The following is a 16107-nucleotide window of genomic DNA, read 5'->3' as shown; positions in this document are numbered from 1 at the left end:
AGTTGTTCCTGAAACTGCATTCGGATTAGTGATCGTGATGTTTGTAATTTGTCCGCTGCAGATAGAGGCATCAGGCGCATAAGCATCCGGATTGGGATTAACGGTCAGCGCAGCCGCTGCACTTGTTATCGGAGGTGTACAAGTTCCACTCACTATTACATCATAACTTCCCGCATCGCCTGCAACCGTGCTCGCTATAGTATAGCTGCTGCTGGTCGCCCCTACTATATTTACTCCGCCCTTGCGCCATTGATACGATACACCTGTTGTTACACCAGCGTTCACACTAAACGTTACACTTTGACCGGCACATACTGTTTGGCTAACCGGCCCAGTTATGATTTCCGGCTGTTCCTGAATCGTTAAGACTGAGGCTGTGCTCGTTACCGATGGAGAGCAGGTTCCGCTCACCACAACGGTATAGGTACCCGCATCCGCTGTTACCGTTGTCGCTATAGTATATGTACTTGCGTTCGCACCACTAATATCAACTCCGTTCTTCTTCCACTGATAAGTTAAACCTGTACCGGTTGCTGTTACACTAAAGGAAGCTGAACTCCCTTCGCATATAGCTTGGCTAGCAGTTGGCTGAGCCGTAATCGCTGGTAAATCATTGATCGTTAAGGTTGCTGCCGTGCTGGTAACCGATGGCGTACACGTTCCGCTTACTACTACATCATAACTTCCCGCATCGCCGGCAACCGTGCTCGCTATAGTATAGCTGCTGCTGGTTGCGCCTCCTATATTTACTCCGCCTTTACGCCATTGATACGATACGCCCGTTGTTACACCGGCATTTACACTAAACGTTACACTTTGACCAGCACACACTGTTTGACTAACCGGACCAGTGATGATTTCTGGTTGTTCCTGAATCGTTAAGACTGAGGCTGTGCTCGTTACCGATGGAGAGCAGGTTCCGCTCACCACAACGGTATAAGTACCTGCATCGGCTGTTGCCGTTGTCGCTATAGTATAGGTGCTCGCATTTGCGCCTGCAATATCAACTCCGTTCTTCTTCCACTGATAAGTTAAACCTGTACCAGTTGCTGTTACACTAAAGGAAGCTGAACTCCCTTCGCATATAGCCTGACTTGCCGTTGGCTGAACAGTGATAGCTGGTAGAGCATTGATTATTAAAGTAGCGGCCGAACTTGTAATGGGAGGTGTACATGTTCCACTCACCACTACATCATAACTTCCCGCATCACCTGCAACCGTGCTCGCTATAGTATAGCTGCTGCTGGTTGCGCCTCCTATATTTACTCCGCCCTTGCGCCACTGGTAGGTCAGGTTTGTTCCGGCAGCCACCACAGTAAAGGTTGCACTTGAACCAGCACATACCGTTTGTGGTGTCGGGCTCGTAGTTATTGATGGTTTCTGATTTACGGTGAGCAGTGCTACGTTACTGGTAACTGCAGGTGTACATCCTCCGCTTACTACCGCACGGTATAAATAACCATTATCAGCCAAAGGCACATTGGTCAGACTCAGTGTAGCAGTCGTTGCTCCACTATATATACCTCCGTTTGATATCGTTGAATACGAAGAACCTCCATTGGTACTAACCTCCCAGGCATATACCGGTAAATACGTAACACCGGCATTTACTGTAAATGAAGTGTTACTTCCTTCGCAGATCGTTGTACCAGCTGGCTGACTCGTAATCTCAGGCTGTTCTCTTACAGTAAGAATAGCTTGTCCGCTGGTTTGTGATCCTCCGCAGGAACTACTAACGACAGCTTTATAATTCTTACCGCTCAATGTACCCGACACTCCGCTAAGTGTTAGTGTTGCCGTAGTGGCTCCGCTATAGATTCCTCCGTCTGTTATATTAACACCATTCTCCTGCCATTGATACGTCAATGCATTTCCGGTAGCCGATACTGTAAACTGCACGGTTGCCAATTCACAAACTGTAGTATTTACCGGTGAAGAAACAATGGTTGTGTTGTTATTAACCGTAAGCAATGCACCACTGCTTGTAACAGGCGATGAACATGTACCACTTACGGTAACTTTATAGAGATAGCCATTATAGGTTACCGGTACATTTGTGAGGTTAAGCGTTGCAGCAGTAGCTCCGCTATATACACCACCGTTGGTAACATTGCTGAAGGTAGACCCACCGTTGGTACTCACCTGCCATTGATACGTAGGCGATGTTGTAACTCCGGGGTTGACTGTAAAACTCGTATTGGCATTCTGACAGATGATACTGTTGCCAGGCTGTCCGGTTATTTCCGGAGATTCCTGTACCGTTAGTGTTGCCGCGTTGGACGTAACGGAAGGGGTACACGTTCCGCTAACGACAACCCGGTATTGATTTCCGTTCATGGCAGAAGTAACAGCTGCAAGAGAAAGCGTACTGCTTACCTGTCCTCCTAAATTGGTAAATCCTGATCCGGTATCGACCTGCCACTGATATGTTATACCTGCTCCGGTAGCACTAACAGAAAAAGATGCATTCGATCCTTCGCATAAAGTCTGAGACGAAGGATGTGTAGTAATCGCGGGCAATGCATTTACACTGACATTCGTTGTGTTGGTAAGATCTACATCACAACCTGTTGTAGCATTGGTAGCTGTTACCTTAACGGTAACATTCGCTGATATAGCGTTACTGGTCAGCACCAGGTTTCCACCCGTGCCTGCATAGGAACTACTCAGTATAGCATTGGTAGAACTGTTCTTCAACTGATAGTTTATACCGGCTACTGAACTACCTACTGTGATGGCTGCTGTTGATCCGCTACAAATAGTGGTTGATGCCGGTGTAACCGTTAATGCTGCAGAAGGAAGTGCATATACTGTTACGTTTCGCATTTCAGTGCAGGATGGTACAAATGCTACGTAATCATTGTTGGCTGTGTATACCTGGTTATTTCTACCGGTAGCAGCAACAGCTGCTGATCCTGCTGCGTTTTCAATACCCATCGTTTTCGCGCTGCCGTCAGAACCGATGTGTGCTGAGTGTATTTCAATAATGTTCAGCGTTTCATACAGGTGTATCTGTGCCGTTACATATTCTGCAGGCGCAGAGGTAAACTGTACATTGTTATATTCAATAACGAGTCTTCTTAAAGGAGCTGATCCTACCAGTTTATACCGTATAGTACCGGTAGAAGGATTCAGGTCGTCCCATGCAACAGCAATCAGGTTATTGGGTGTAGTTGCATCCGGAATAGTTTGTGCTGTCGAGGTAATGGTAGTACCGGAGAATCGGACATAACCATTGTCTGATACGCGGACGTTGGTAAAATTTGTTCCGTAAAATTGGAAAGTAAATCCTATAGGTATAATCGTATAGCTATCATTGGCAACCGTTACATTCGTAGGCGAGGTCATGGTTACCGGACTATAGGTTCCGGCAGTAGTAAACGTATAGGAAGATGTAGTACCGTCTGTTGTAAATACTTTGTGTATACCAACACCGGAAGATGCCGGTGTAAAAGTTGTACCACTTATACCTGGGCCATAATAATTGGTTCCGCCTGTAAGTGTAAACGCAGGATCATCTAAACAATAAGAGGCATTCAGATTGGTAAAGCTGCATTGCCCAAACGCCTGCTGCAACGGAAGAAAAGCAGTTAGGAATAGCGCACAAAGGGTACAGCATAATGTCTTCCAGAGAGGCATAGCTTGTAGGCGGTTGGCTTGTTTATGTATTCCAAGACGAAAATGTAACCAGACCATATTATACCTTGTAAATATTCGATTCTATAAAAATTCTCCCTGGGCATTAACTTTCATCAACCCTACTTTATCTTGTGTTTCCAGCTCAATAGTACCCAATACCAGAATGCGGCCATCGGGAAGCTCAACAGCGCAAGCCCCTTTACTGGTTTTATCGAACGAGCCCATATTTACCGACCACACTTCCTCACTGTCCAGGTTTGTTTTTATCAGGCGTATAGTTGTACCTGCTGTCGTCTTCTCGTTAGCGATAAGCAGGTAGCCTTCTGAGACAACACAAGGCGTAACGCTTACTGCCGTGAATTGCCCTGAAACGCTGCTTACCGTGCCTTCATTTTTTTTGGAAAGATCATCGTATCGTTTACAGAAATATAACTGGCCGACATTGCTGGAAGCGTTCAAAGGTATAGATGTTCCAAACTCATAGTATCCTCCACCAAGAATACTTGGCACTTTCGCTACAGATGCCAGTATCTCATCACTCGTCTCCTTTCCCGAATTGTCGGCAAATCCCAACGGAATACCATTACCCGAAAAAGTCATGACTTCGAAATTGGATTCAAAATCAGTTGCTCCCAGTAATTGACGGTCTGAATACGAAAATATAATGTATCGATTACTACTTGCCTCAAACACTTTTATACCCGATCCAAAGTGCTCGCCCGTAGTTCCTATCGGAGTACCAAGTTCCAATGTAGTCCACGCGATTGTTTTAAAATCATTCTTGAAACCAATGGAAAACATATCTTCCTGATCCGGTGGCGGCAATCCCGGATCTACCGCTATCGTTTCATCTGTGGAGTTACCGGTAACTACAAATCCCCCATCGGAAAGTGGCGTGATCGAATGTATATACTGCGTTGTCCACTTGCCATCATTGTTACCAAACTCCATCCCGCCTATAGAATCACCATTCGCATTTATCTTGATTACTTTAAAATCGTAGAGGTCTTCATTGGTAGCGGCATCTATACCTCTATACATATTCGATAGCACCAGGTAATTGCCATCGGCAGTAGGTTCTATATCCTGAGCGATTTCTGAAATAGCCCGTCCTTGAGAATCCTTACCATTACCCAGCTTGTTCTGTCTTAAAACATTTCCGTCCAGATCAGTCTTTATAAGAAGAATACGCTGCGAATTTCCTGGAGTAGTCGTGTTAACCAGTATCATCACAGTATCTCCGTTCACTACCATGTCTACAGCTTCCTGGTCGCCATCTTCACCATAGTATTTGATGAAATACTTCTTGGTTTCTTCTTCAAAGTCCTTCTTGGTATCGCAGGAGGAAAAGAAGACAAGCAGGTACGCACAAATGCTAATCAACTTTAATTTCATCTCCTTGCTTTTTGATGGAACGTAGTACAGATCGTGAATGAGCCTTCTTCAACTTTCTTGGTTTATATAGCGGATGAATATACCCTACGGATATAAACAGGTTATCCATCCGAAACAGATCATCGATATGCGCCCAACGGAAAGCACCATCACCAGAATCCTGAAAACCTTCTGAGGTTCCATCAGTCTGATTTTTATAGTCATATATACTATTCTTGTCATTCACCAGATTGGTCATGCCAAACGAATAGCGGAGATCAGCAAATATATAGTCAAGCTTTACTTTATACTTTACTCCTCCTCCAATAAATATAGAATGATTGAATGCGTTTCGCTTTGATTTGAATTTCAGTATCGGGCTTTCGCGGTCGATACTCTCTACACGTTCCGTCTCCGGATTATAGTTCTGATCTTTATACTGGATAGTAGCACGATCACCCAACAACAGATCCCAGGAGAAACCTATATATCCATACGGACGATACTGACCTTTGGAAGCGCTATATTTCACAGCGATTGGCAATCGTACCCATGTCTGGCGATCGAACACTGATAGTTCATCGCGACCAAACATTCCGGTAACGCGTTGCCTGTATGCCGAGAACACAAAATTACCCTCGAGCATAACACTGAGGTGGTCATCGTAATTCCAGTCAACACCAACTCCTACCTGAAAGCCGGGCTTGAGTATATTACTTTTCTTTACATCATCAGAGTAGGTTCCGCGATCCACGAGTGTTCTTACAAACGATACATTCGGACCAACTCTCGCTGATAGAGTAAATATAGATGTAGAAGTAAATTTTGAGCTCAGGTAAACGAGGTCGATCGGATCGCGTTTCTCATCGGTAAGAAATTCCGGGTTGGCCCGTAATACTTCGAGGTAACTCTTCTCTGCACCGAACGGATCTTCCAATAACAGGTATGTTTCTGCCAGCAACAGGTATGCGCGCTGACGCCATTCTTTATTCTGATTTTTCTCCAGGCAAGGACCAAGCATGGAAGGTATACCATAATGATGCCCGGCATTAAATTCTTCTACCGCACGGCTCAAAGTAAGCTCGCACTCATCCTGAGCGGAAGCAGGTATATATCCCAACAACGTGAGAGAGAAAATAAGGAAGCAGCAGGATAGAGATTTTACCATTCAGTACAATTTAATCAAAAACCAGCGCATGTATTTTCGTATTCTATATCATTACCCACATATTTTGTCCATTCATCCTGAGTCATACTCTTCCGCACTATATTTGGACATATCTGCACCGCGAGAATAGCGGGATCGGTTGGCCATACCCGGATCTCAGATTCACTACACGCAGCGATCAACAGGTTTGAGCCTTTTGCAAAAGCTATATCCCACACAAAACCATTGTTGTTTTCCATCTCTACCGGCAGATCTTCCGGGTTATCCAATACATATAGCTGAAGACGTTTATCAAGGCCGGCACTGGCCAGTAACTTTTCATCCGGACTAAATTCAACATCATATACCCCGGCACGATGACCTGAGAACTGACGCGTTTCCTGAGTAGTGAAGTCGTAGAGCTTTACAACGCCACGCTTATTGGACAGTACATCTACACCATATGCCAGGTAATTACCGGCAGGACTAAATTTCACGGATAGTACACGACTCGCGTTCTCTGTCGCCAGGGTGGTATAACTATAGTCTTCCAGGTTCATCTTGATAACCTGACCTGACCACGAACCTCCTGCCAGCCATTTACCATCGGTGCTGATGCTGATAGACTTTATTTCATACGGGAACGTAACGAGTACTTTCACATCTCCTGTCAGATGATTCACCAATGATAAGGTCTTGTTACTGCTGGCAACAATAAAGCCTGAGTTATCCGGCAAGAACTCCAGATCGTTGGTAGCTCCGCCTAATCCTTTTACAACTTTCGGCTTCCCGGCCTTACCTTGTACCTGCACATTATATATCTGTACAAACGAAGAGTCGCTTCCGTTTACAATGTAATTCTCGTCTTTACTCAGCGCTATCACTTTGCTCGGATATGGTGTAGCAAAACCGGTAGCAGCGTTCGTAAGCTTTTCATAATCGCCCTTATATATTCTGCCGTCAGCACCGGATGCAAAAAAGTTATTGCTCTTATCAGATACTACCAGCGAACGCATGTGTACGCGTGGTGGTCCTTGTACTTTCATTGCGTTATAACTTGCACCAATTATTTTGGTAAGCGCGCTATATAATCCGCGGTATATATAGGGGTCGTATGTTTTACCGCTATATCTGCGGTGGAATATATGTCCTTGCAGTGCCTGGAGTGCTGCCAGGTCTTTATCATCATCTTCCTGTACAGATTTCGTTGCCAACACCTGCGCTACACGCAACATGAGTTGGTTTCTGGCAAATTCGTAATTGAGATCAGCTTCTTCTTTCTTCAGGTTGGCAAAGTCGAGGCTTCGGTTTGCTTCTTCTGTTGCAGCCATCGCTTTCTTCTCCGATACCTGGGCCTGCATCAATGCATTTTCAGCACGATCGCGCTCACGTTGTGTAGCCTGTAGTGCATCGCCCAGCGCGCTGTTGGTCGTTACCAGTTCGTTCGCAGTTCGTTCGGCAACAACGCGCAGGTTATCTGCTTCTTTCTTTTGTCGCAGCGCTTCTTCCCGTTGTGTTTGTGCTTCGGTCTTCTGTATATCGGCATACTCACGATCCGCATCTGCCTGTAATTTTTGCAGGTAAGCATACACGAAGAAAAGTATAGCGATCAAAAAAGCTATACCCAGGATGATGGCCGTAGCACGCGTTCTGCGAAGAACGCGTCTTTGCATCATCTCCTGGTTCTTGAGTTCTGCTTCGTAGGTGATGCGGCTTGTATCGAGAAATACTATAGCACGTTCGAAGGCTTCATCGTATCGTTGTGCCCATTCGCGGGTTGGCTTCTGCTTCTTTTGCCAGTTCAAGGCAAGCTGCAGATCCGGAGTTCTCCACAAACCTGTTTTACCGATCTGATACATTGCTGCTGCATCAGACAAACGTTTATACATGGTGGCTGATTCGAACTCATCTTCTACCCATGCTTCTAGGCGGTTCCATATACGAATAAGACTCTCGTGCGAAAGCTCTATAATGGAATCTCCGTTCAAAGGTATATTGGCTGCCGGCATGAGGAACGAACGGCCGGGCTTGCGGAATTGCTCTACTACGTAGACTACTTCTTCTTCACTGCCTTCTGCCAATTGCGCGATCAGTGCTAACTGACAAGGTCTGCGCATACCTCTGTTCTCCTGGTTCTTCTCTGTTATACTTTTGAAAAGTACCTCTGCGATTATTTTGTTTCGCGTAGATAATTCATCGAACGCTTCGTTGGCATGTTGAGAAAGTGCTTCGGAAATTCTACCGATAGCAGTATAGTGTCGTATATCTACCGGCTCACCACTTTCATGATTCTGCAACCAATAATCCCAGGTACGCATCAATGCATGTTGCAAGATCGGAAGCTGATCCTGATCTATACCCATGTCGCTGAGCAAGCGCTTTACAAGACGCTGTGATATTTTTCCTCCGGCAACAGCAATAGGTCCTTCAATAGCGATCTTCTTCTGCTCGCGCGTCATTTGAGGAACCAGGTAATTACTGCTGTTGATCAGCCTGGTAAGCCCCGGAAATATAGAGCACTCTCCGATAAAATCGGATCGCATCGTTAAGGCAACGTATACCGGTACATCGGTTTGTTGCACTGCCGTCATGAACAGATTTACATAGAGCTGTGCATCGTTCTGTGCTTCGCTGTCAGTATGATCGCGGTAACGGAATATCTCTTCGAACTGGTCGATGAGAAAGAATATATTTTCGGAGGAATCTTTTTGAAGATGCTTCGCTAATTCAATCAGTCCTTCCGGACCGCTACGCAATACAGAACTGATGATCGCTTTATGTATCGCTATATCTGCAACATCGATACGATTTGTTTTGATCGAGTATTCAATAACAGCCTCGATCAAACTATTGATCGGTGAAGAACCAGGTCTTGCCGTAATCGCCTTCCAATCTGTGCCCGACTCGGTTACAAAGCCACCATATAGCACGGGTACCAATCCGCACGACATCAGGGAAGATTTACCACTTCCGGAGTAACCCATCACGGTTACGAATCTGTTCTTGGCCAGCTTGTCAAGAATCTCATCGATCTGACCTTCGCGACCAAAAAACAAATGACAATCTTCCAGTGAGAATGGCCTTAATCCGGGAAACGGATTTTCCGCCTCAATCTGAACATGAGGAGCTACAGATGAGTCTTGTTCAAGTCGTTCTCTATGTTGGGGTTGATTGCGCATAATTTTTAACCCGCAATGACCTGAAAGTTAGGATAAATTGTGCTGAATGTCCGGCTCACGTGTTACTTGTCTAAAAAATACCCATCTTAAAGTTCAAAAAATCAGCTTCCCCGAATATAGGGTAATTTTACTTAAACAAAAAAGGGGACTTGCGGTCCCCTTTAAAATATTTGTTTCACTGACAATTACTTAACCTTCTTCACAACAGCTTCGAATGCTGCAGGGTGATTCATTGCTAAGTCGGCCAGTACTTTACGATTCAAATCGATGTTTGACTTCTTTAATTTGCCCATCAACTCAGAGTATGATAAGCCGTGCAGGCGAGCACCTGCGTTGATACGCGCAATCCATACAGCACGAAACTCTCTTTTCTTCTGCTTTCTGTCGCGGTAAGCGTAACCTAAACCTTTTTCAACGGCATTCTTTGCTACCGTCCATACATTTTTCTTACGGCCGAAGAAACCTTTGGCCAACTTCAAGATGCGTTTGCGTCTGGCTCTTGAAGCTACATTGTTTACTGATCTTGGCATTTTACTTTACATTTTTTGGCTGATGGCGTTCATCTTTTCATGAAACTTGAGGCCAGCATCCGGGTTAAACATTAGAACCTGAGACTAGAGGATAAGCATTGCTTTTACGTTATCCAGATCCGACTTCTTAACGAGGGATTTGCTACCAAGTCTACGTTTTTGCTTGGTCTCCTTCTTCGTCAGGATATGGTTTTTGTAAGCACGCTTATGCTTAATCTTACCAGTGCCAGTCACTTTAAAGCGCTTCTTGGCCCCTGATTTTGTTTTTAATTTAGGCATTGTATATTAATTAAACTTACAGTCTACTTTTTAGGCTTGGGCATCAACATGATGCTCATTCTTTTTCCTTCAAGCTTCGGCATCTGCTCTACTTTACCGTGTTCTTCCAGTAATTGAGCAAACTTCAGCAGTAGTATCTCTCCACGTTCCTTATATACGATCGAGCGCCCGGCAAAGAATACAGTGGCCTTTACTTTAGCGCCTTCCTGCAGAAACGTAACAGCGTGTTTCAATTTGAAATTGAAATCGTGATCATCGGTGTTCGGGCCAAAGCGAATCTCTTTGATGACCACTTTAACCGTCTTAGCCTTGATCTCCTTCTGTTTCTTTTTCTGCTCGTACTTAAACTTGGAATAGTCAACTACTTTACAAACTGGAGGATCAGCATTCGGTGATATTTCTACCAGATCCAATCCTTGTTCCTGAGCCAAACGAATGGCCTGCTGAATAGGATACACATCTACTTTAATGTTCTCTCCTACTACCCGAACCCGTGGTGCCGTTATTCTTTCGTTAATACGATACGGTTCTTCAGGTCTTTGCGGACCTCTGCGTGGAGGCCTGCCGCCAAAACTACTCGGTCTGTTGGTGTTACTGTTGTTGATAACTCTAAAATGTTTAAGTTCAAAAAACAGGGTGCAAATATCGCTATTTACATTAAAAATACAAGTATCTGACAAAGGATCAATGAGGTGCAGCGCAATCTATTCTGAATTTTGTTACAAATTCATCGAGTAAAACGCTTCCCTGGTCACCTTGTCCGTGTTTGCGCACGGCTACTTTTTCTTCAGAAACCTCTTTTTCCCCTACAATAAGCATATATGGGATCTTTTTAGTTTCAGCATCGCGGATCTTACGACCAATTTTTTCATCGCGGTCGTCCAGTATGCCTCGGATGTCCTCCTCCTTCAGTTTTTCATAAACGAGCTTTGCATAATCGTTGAAACGCTCGGAGATCGGTAATACTGCTATCTGATCTGGTGCCAGCCATAGCGGAAAATTACCAGCACAATGCTCGATCAATACCGCTACAAATCTCTCCAATGAACCAAACGGTGCGCGGTGAATCATTACCGGGCGATGTTTCTGGTTATCGGAGCCTACATACTCCAATTCGAAACGCTGTGGCAACTGATAGTCTACCTGGATAGTACCCAACTGCCAGCTACGTCCTAACGCATCTTTTACCATGAAGTCAAGCTTCGGCCCATAGAATGCTGCTTCACCTTGCACAGCTATAGTGCTGAGGCCACGTTCATCCGCAGCTTCCTGTATCTCGCGCTCTGCTCGCTCCCACAAATGATCTTCCCCTATATATTTTGCCTTGTTCTCCGGATCGCGTAACGAAACCTGGGCAGTATAGTGCTCAAAGCCCAACGAACGGAACACATGCAGTACAAGGTCGATCACTTTGATAAACTCTTCCTTCACCTGATCGGGGCGACAGAATATATGTGCATCATCCTGTGTAAAACCACGCACGCGAGTCAAGCCATGTAACTCACCGCTTTGCTCGTAGCGATATACTGTTCCAAATTCCGCTAAACGAATCGGAAGGTCGCGATACGAGCGAGGTCTTGTCTTATATATCTCGCAGTGATGCGGACAGTTCATTGGCTTCAGCAAAAACTCTTCGCCTTCATCCGGTGTGTGGATGGGCTGGAAAGAATCTTTACCATACTTTTCATAGTGACCGGAAGTAACATACAATGATTTACTTCCAATGTGTGGTGTTACTACCGGATCGTATCCTGCCTTGATCTGCGCCTTGCGCATAAACTGCTCGAGACGTTCGCGCAGTATAGTTCCCTTCGGCAACCACAGTGGCAAACCCATGCCTACCTTTTCGGAGAAGGCAAACAGGTCGAGCTCTTTACCAAGCTTACGGTGATCACGCTTCTTGGCCTCTTCCAGCAAATGAAGATACTCTTCGAGTTCCTTCTGCTTGGGGAAAGTTATACCATAGATGCGGGTCAGCATTTTGTTCTTCTCATTACCGCGCCAGTATGCACCAGCAACGTTGAGAAGTTTTACGGCTTTGATAAAACCGGTGTTGGGTATATGCGGACCTTTACAGAGATCGGTAAAATTACCTTGTTCATAGAAGGTGATCGAACCATCTTTCAGATCGCTGATCAGTTCAGTTTTATACTCATCACCTTTCTTGGTGAAGAAGTCAAGCGCTTCCGCTTTGCTTACATCTCTACGGGTATATACGCTGTCCTTCTTGGCAAGCTCTTTCATCTTGGCTTCTATCGCGGCCAGATCTTCTTCGCCAAAGGCTCTGCCTCCGAGGTCTACATCATAGTAGAATCCGTTGTCAATAGCCGGACCTATACCGAACTTCACTCCGGGATAAAGCGCCTCCAATGCTTCTGCCAGTAAGTGCGCAGACGAATGCCAGAAAGTAGATTTACCTCCCTTATCATTCCACGTGAGTATCTTTACAGATGCATCCTGGTCAATTGGCCGCGCCAGGTCGCGTACTTCACCATTTACTTCAATTGCCAGGGCAACGCGTGCTAATCCTTCACTGATGCTTGATGCAATCTCGGAACCTTTAACACCTTGCGGGTATTCCCGCACACTTCCATCTGGAAGAGAAATCTTTACATTCATGACTTCGAATTAAAATACAAAATTAATTCAGGCTGCAAATATGGTTAAAGATGTTGGAAAGACTATACTTCCAACGCGTAAAGTTTACAATAAGAAGATGAAAAAGTATATCGATACGGATAACGCTCTCTACAAAGTAAACCAGAAACTTACCAGCACACCGAATTTACGCACATCCGGATTTACATTTTTATCAAGGTATGTAAGACGGTGAACAAAGTCGACACGCATAAAGCGGAAGATATTCTCAACACCATAGCTCACTTCTACATACGGTTTGTTCTTCTGAAAAGATCCAACCTGTAAATATTTAGGAGGGTCATTACTATCCAACGGTATCAACTTTCTGTTCTGTGCGCTGAGCGATCCATAGATCATATTGGCTGAACCCACCAATCGCCACTTCAACTTGCGCATGAGCGGAACCCGGTTTAAGAGGAAACCTTCAAAGTGATGCTGGTACTGCAATGATACATACCGGTCGCTCACAAACTCGCCATAATCCATCAGGTTATAGGTAACAATGGTATATAACGGACTTTGATTCCCCAGGTGCGGGCTTAACAACGGATAGGCTGCTGATCCGTAAGTATACTCTCCTGTTGTATTGAGATATCCTACTCCCAGCGGACCGAATTTTATCCGCTTGAAAACCGAGAGCTTTAGTTTGGTATAGTCGAAGTCGCTGTTGAAAACTCCTTTTACGCCATGTGTATAGCGAAATGTAATTACCGGCCAGTGCACTGTGCCTAAACTGATCCGCTCATTATCATCCTGCAGAAAAAGCTCATCGCGGGCAAACCTGGATTCCAAAATGATCTCCGTTGTGCGGAAGTCGGTTAATACAGGAGCTGCCTCATCTTCCGGGTTCGGATACCAGCCGAAGTTAAAATGCGGTCGCACACTCATTTGTCGCAAGGCAATACGCTGCGTAAATCCCCTGAAAAACTCCCGCTGAAAGTTGAGACGCGATTCATCAAAGTAATATCCTCTCCTATAGATGCCCCACTTCTGCGCAGCCAGAAATATATAGTTATCAGCCAGCAGTTCATCGTCTACACCTACCCTGCCTATATCGCTGCGCGTTCGGAAACTTAGTGTGGTCCATCGTTCTTTTGAAAATATATACTGCAGCGAAGTAGCATACTTTATTTTTTCATCTTTAAATCCATAGCCGAGTTGTCCGCGAAACACCCACTTGTTACTGAAATCTATACTTGTTTTAAAGCCGGCCTGAATACGAAAGCCCTCGATGTTGTTCACCGCCATTACTCCTATATAGGGACCAACATAAATTTTACCTGCATCGTAATAACCGTTTACAAAAACTTTAATGATATCGATATAGGTTTTCACTACAGGAATTGTCTGCAGTGTGTCGATCATTTTATATACATTCTTCTCCGTCTCCGTAAGAGGTTCGTGTCGTAATGTATCCCAATGTTCTTCCCGCTCATTCAGTCGTGCGTCTTCTTCCATTACAATCGGGTGATGGTAAAAAGATTGATCGCGCACTTTGTTCACCACAATATTTTTGTTGGAAGTATAAAACTTCGCAAGCATACCGGCCGATGTATTGGTAAGCTCACTCACATCAATCAACACCCGGTTCTTTACCGGCAGCCACGCTCCTTCGGCAGTCTCTTCCAGTTCCTGCTGTATCTTGATCTTTTCTACAAAGTTGAGGTTCGCCTGTTTGTTAACTGTTACATCAATTTGTTTAAGTGCATATTCTTCTTTCGTAATCCAGATCGTTCCGGTAAAAGCGAGGTCTTGCGGACTCTTGGGAGTAAAATCAAGACGATAGCAATAGTCATCTCCTATATATACACTGTCCGTCAGATCATAATCATAGTATATACGCCAGCCATCGGCAATGGGTGAAACAAAATACTTGGTAACGAGCTCCACCCAGTTCTGGTAAAAATTATACTCCTGAAACGAAGAGCCTACCAGTTGTGTAACCAGTGTTCCGTCTTCAATGCCTATACCATTGACTTTGGATTGAAGTATATTTTCAAAACGCAATTGTGGATTATCGCGATAATAGAATTTGGATATACTCTCGGAAATAAAGATTGGAAGAATGGGCTTGCCATCTTCGCCTGCCATACGCTCAACACTGTCCAGCACCTGCGTAATCTTCTTGATGATCTTTCGCTCGCGAAACTTATCGGTAATGTTATCGACATCGATCTCTACTTTGGTATAGGTGTCGTATTCATAGGCAGCAAGCTTTCGTTTATCGTTCCTGCTTTTATTCTTCACTACCTTGCGCAGAATTTCGTAAGCAGGGTTCTCTCCTGCATTGATCACAATCTCCTGCAGTTGCGTGGCATCTTCTCCTAACTGGAAGTTCACGATCTGTGTGCCACCCTTACCAACCGCTTTCTTGCGCGGTTTATACCCTATATAAGAAGCTACCAGTGTATCGCCCGGTGTGGATGTATGTATAGTATAATTACCATTGAAGTCGGTAGTAGTGCCAATGGTTGTTCCCTGGTATATAATATTTACAAAAGGTATAGGATCGCCCGAGTTGGCGTCTGTGATCTTTCCTTTTACAGTAGTCTCTTGCGCAATACTGTAGCCGCTTAGAAAAAGGAAGAAAATAAAATGGAGTAAACCAACGCAATCTGAAAATATCCTGGCCTTATCTCTACGCACACATGCTGGTTTATAAACAAAAATAATCAATTCCTGTTTACCCGGAAAATGGCAGTATCAGCTATTCAATTGTTCCTTCTGCCCCAAGTGGCGTGGCACTGTTTTCAATACGTACAGATCAAGCACCGCTTTGGTACGCGCTAAATATTCGCGCAGTCTTACTTTTACAGAATATTCAAAATCAGGTTCTTCAGCAACCATGGCTACAGCATCCATGTTGTAATATTCACTGATAAACAACGCACGGTAACTATGAAAGGGCTGTGTAATGATGGTGATTTTATTTTGTCCGAAAATTTTCTGACTACGCACGATCGAATCCAGCGTACGCAACCCGGCATAGTCCAAAGTTATAGCCGATTCCGGCACACCCAACTTCATCAAGGCCTTGCGCATCGCGATGGGTTCGTTATAAAACCGCGAGCTGTTATCACCACTCAATATAAAATGATCGATCTTGCCAAGGCTATATAATTTCGCTGCAGTCTCCATTCGCTTTTCGAAGAACGGATTGGCTTTACCACCTGCCAGTTTATTACTGGTGCCCAACACCAGGGCTACACGGTGGGCGGGCAACAGGCTTATGTCCTCATATACTTTGTCTTTCGTGCTCTGCACAATCCAGACATTGCATGCGATCAGAAATAACAGGAATACGATAACAGATGTAATG

The 16107-nt window shown here is 44.7% G+C and carries 10 protein-coding genes; all 10 read right to left on the bottom strand.

Features of this window, described 5'->3' with window-relative positions; translation table 11 throughout:
• Positions 1-3576, bottom strand: a 3576-nt coding sequence (locus VIN08_RS24425) for a beta strand repeat-containing protein (RefSeq protein WP_331971119.1), incomplete at its 3' end; no start/stop codon positions are given.
• 144 nt (positions 3577-3720) lie between these two features.
• A complete protein-coding gene (locus VIN08_RS24420) occupies positions 3721-5034 on the bottom strand; it encodes a hypothetical protein (protein WP_331971116.1) in 1314 nt (437 codons plus the stop codon).
• Positions 5015-6181, bottom strand: coding sequence for a porin family protein (locus VIN08_RS24415; RefSeq protein ID WP_331971113.1), 1167 nt, complete (start codon positions 6179-6181; stop codon positions 5015-5017). The genes VIN08_RS24420 and VIN08_RS24415 overlap by 20 nt, the downstream gene beginning before the upstream one ends.
• A 14-nt stretch (positions 6182-6195) precedes the next feature.
• A complete protein-coding gene (locus VIN08_RS24410; RefSeq protein ID WP_331971110.1) occupies positions 6196-9339 on the bottom strand; it encodes a High-affnity carbon uptake protein Hat/HatR in 3144 nt (1047 codons plus the stop codon).
• Positions 9340-9524: 185 nt separating this feature from the next.
• Entirely contained in the window at positions 9525-9869 is a 345-nt protein-coding gene (gene rplT / locus VIN08_RS24405; RefSeq protein WP_331971107.1) for a 50S ribosomal protein L20, read from the bottom strand.
• A gap of 84 nt (positions 9870-9953) precedes the next feature.
• On the bottom strand, positions 9954-10148 hold the full coding sequence (rpmI, locus tag VIN08_RS24400; RefSeq protein WP_331971104.1) for a 50S ribosomal protein L35: 195 nt from the start codon (positions 10146-10148) through the stop codon (positions 9954-9956).
• Between the two features lie 23 nt (positions 10149-10171).
• Positions 10172-10666, bottom strand: a complete 495-nt coding sequence (gene infC, locus VIN08_RS24395) for a translation initiation factor IF-3 (RefSeq protein ID WP_331971122.1) — start codon at positions 10664-10666, stop codon at positions 10172-10174.
• Positions 10667-10832: 166 nt separating this feature from the next.
• Positions 10833-12767: a threonine--tRNA ligase gene (thrS, locus tag VIN08_RS24390; RefSeq protein WP_331971101.1), complete on the bottom strand. Its 1935-nt coding sequence runs from the start codon at positions 12765-12767 to the stop codon at positions 10833-10835.
• Between the two features lie 129 nt (positions 12768-12896).
• The gene (locus VIN08_RS24385) at positions 12897-15434 is read right to left on the bottom strand and encodes a DUF5686 and carboxypeptidase-like regulatory domain-containing protein (protein ID WP_331971098.1); all 2538 of its coding nucleotides are present in this window, start codon (positions 15432-15434) and stop codon (positions 12897-12899) included.
• A 57-nt stretch (positions 15435-15491) separates the two neighbouring features.
• Positions 15492-16107 (bottom strand): SanA/YdcF family protein (locus VIN08_RS24380; RefSeq protein WP_331971095.1); only part of this gene is annotated, 616 nt, incomplete at its 5' end.

Origin of the sequence: Ohtaekwangia sp. (genome assembly GCF_036568665.1) — a bacterium.
In the GTDB taxonomy this organism is placed as follows: Bacteria; Bacteroidota; Bacteroidia; order Cytophagales; family Cyclobacteriaceae; genus Ohtaekwangia.
This window is presented reverse-complemented; position numbering and strand designations above follow the sequence as displayed.

Bases quoted from the DNA above. Each gene is read 5' to 3' on its own strand.
- VIN08_RS24420 (WP_331971116.1), bottom strand. From the start codon at position 5,034: ATGAAATTAAAGTTGATTAGCATTTGTGCGTACCTGCTTGTCTTCTTT.
- VIN08_RS24410 (WP_331971110.1), bottom strand. From the start codon at position 9,339: ATGCGCAATCAACCCCAACATAGAGAACGACTTGAACAAGACTCATCT.
- rpmI (WP_331971104.1), bottom strand. From the start codon at position 10,148: ATGCCTAAATTAAAAACAAAATCAGGGGCCAAGAAGCGCTTTAAAGTG.
- thrS (WP_331971101.1), bottom strand. From the start codon at position 12,767: ATGAATGTAAAGATTTCTCTTCCAGATGGAAGTGTGCGGGAATACCCG.
- VIN08_RS24415 (WP_331971113.1), bottom strand. From the start codon at position 6,181: ATGGTAAAATCTCTATCCTGCTGCTTCCTTATTTTCTCTCTCACGTTG.
- rplT (WP_331971107.1), bottom strand. From the start codon at position 9,869: ATGCCAAGATCAGTAAACAATGTAGCTTCAAGAGCCAGACGCAAACGC.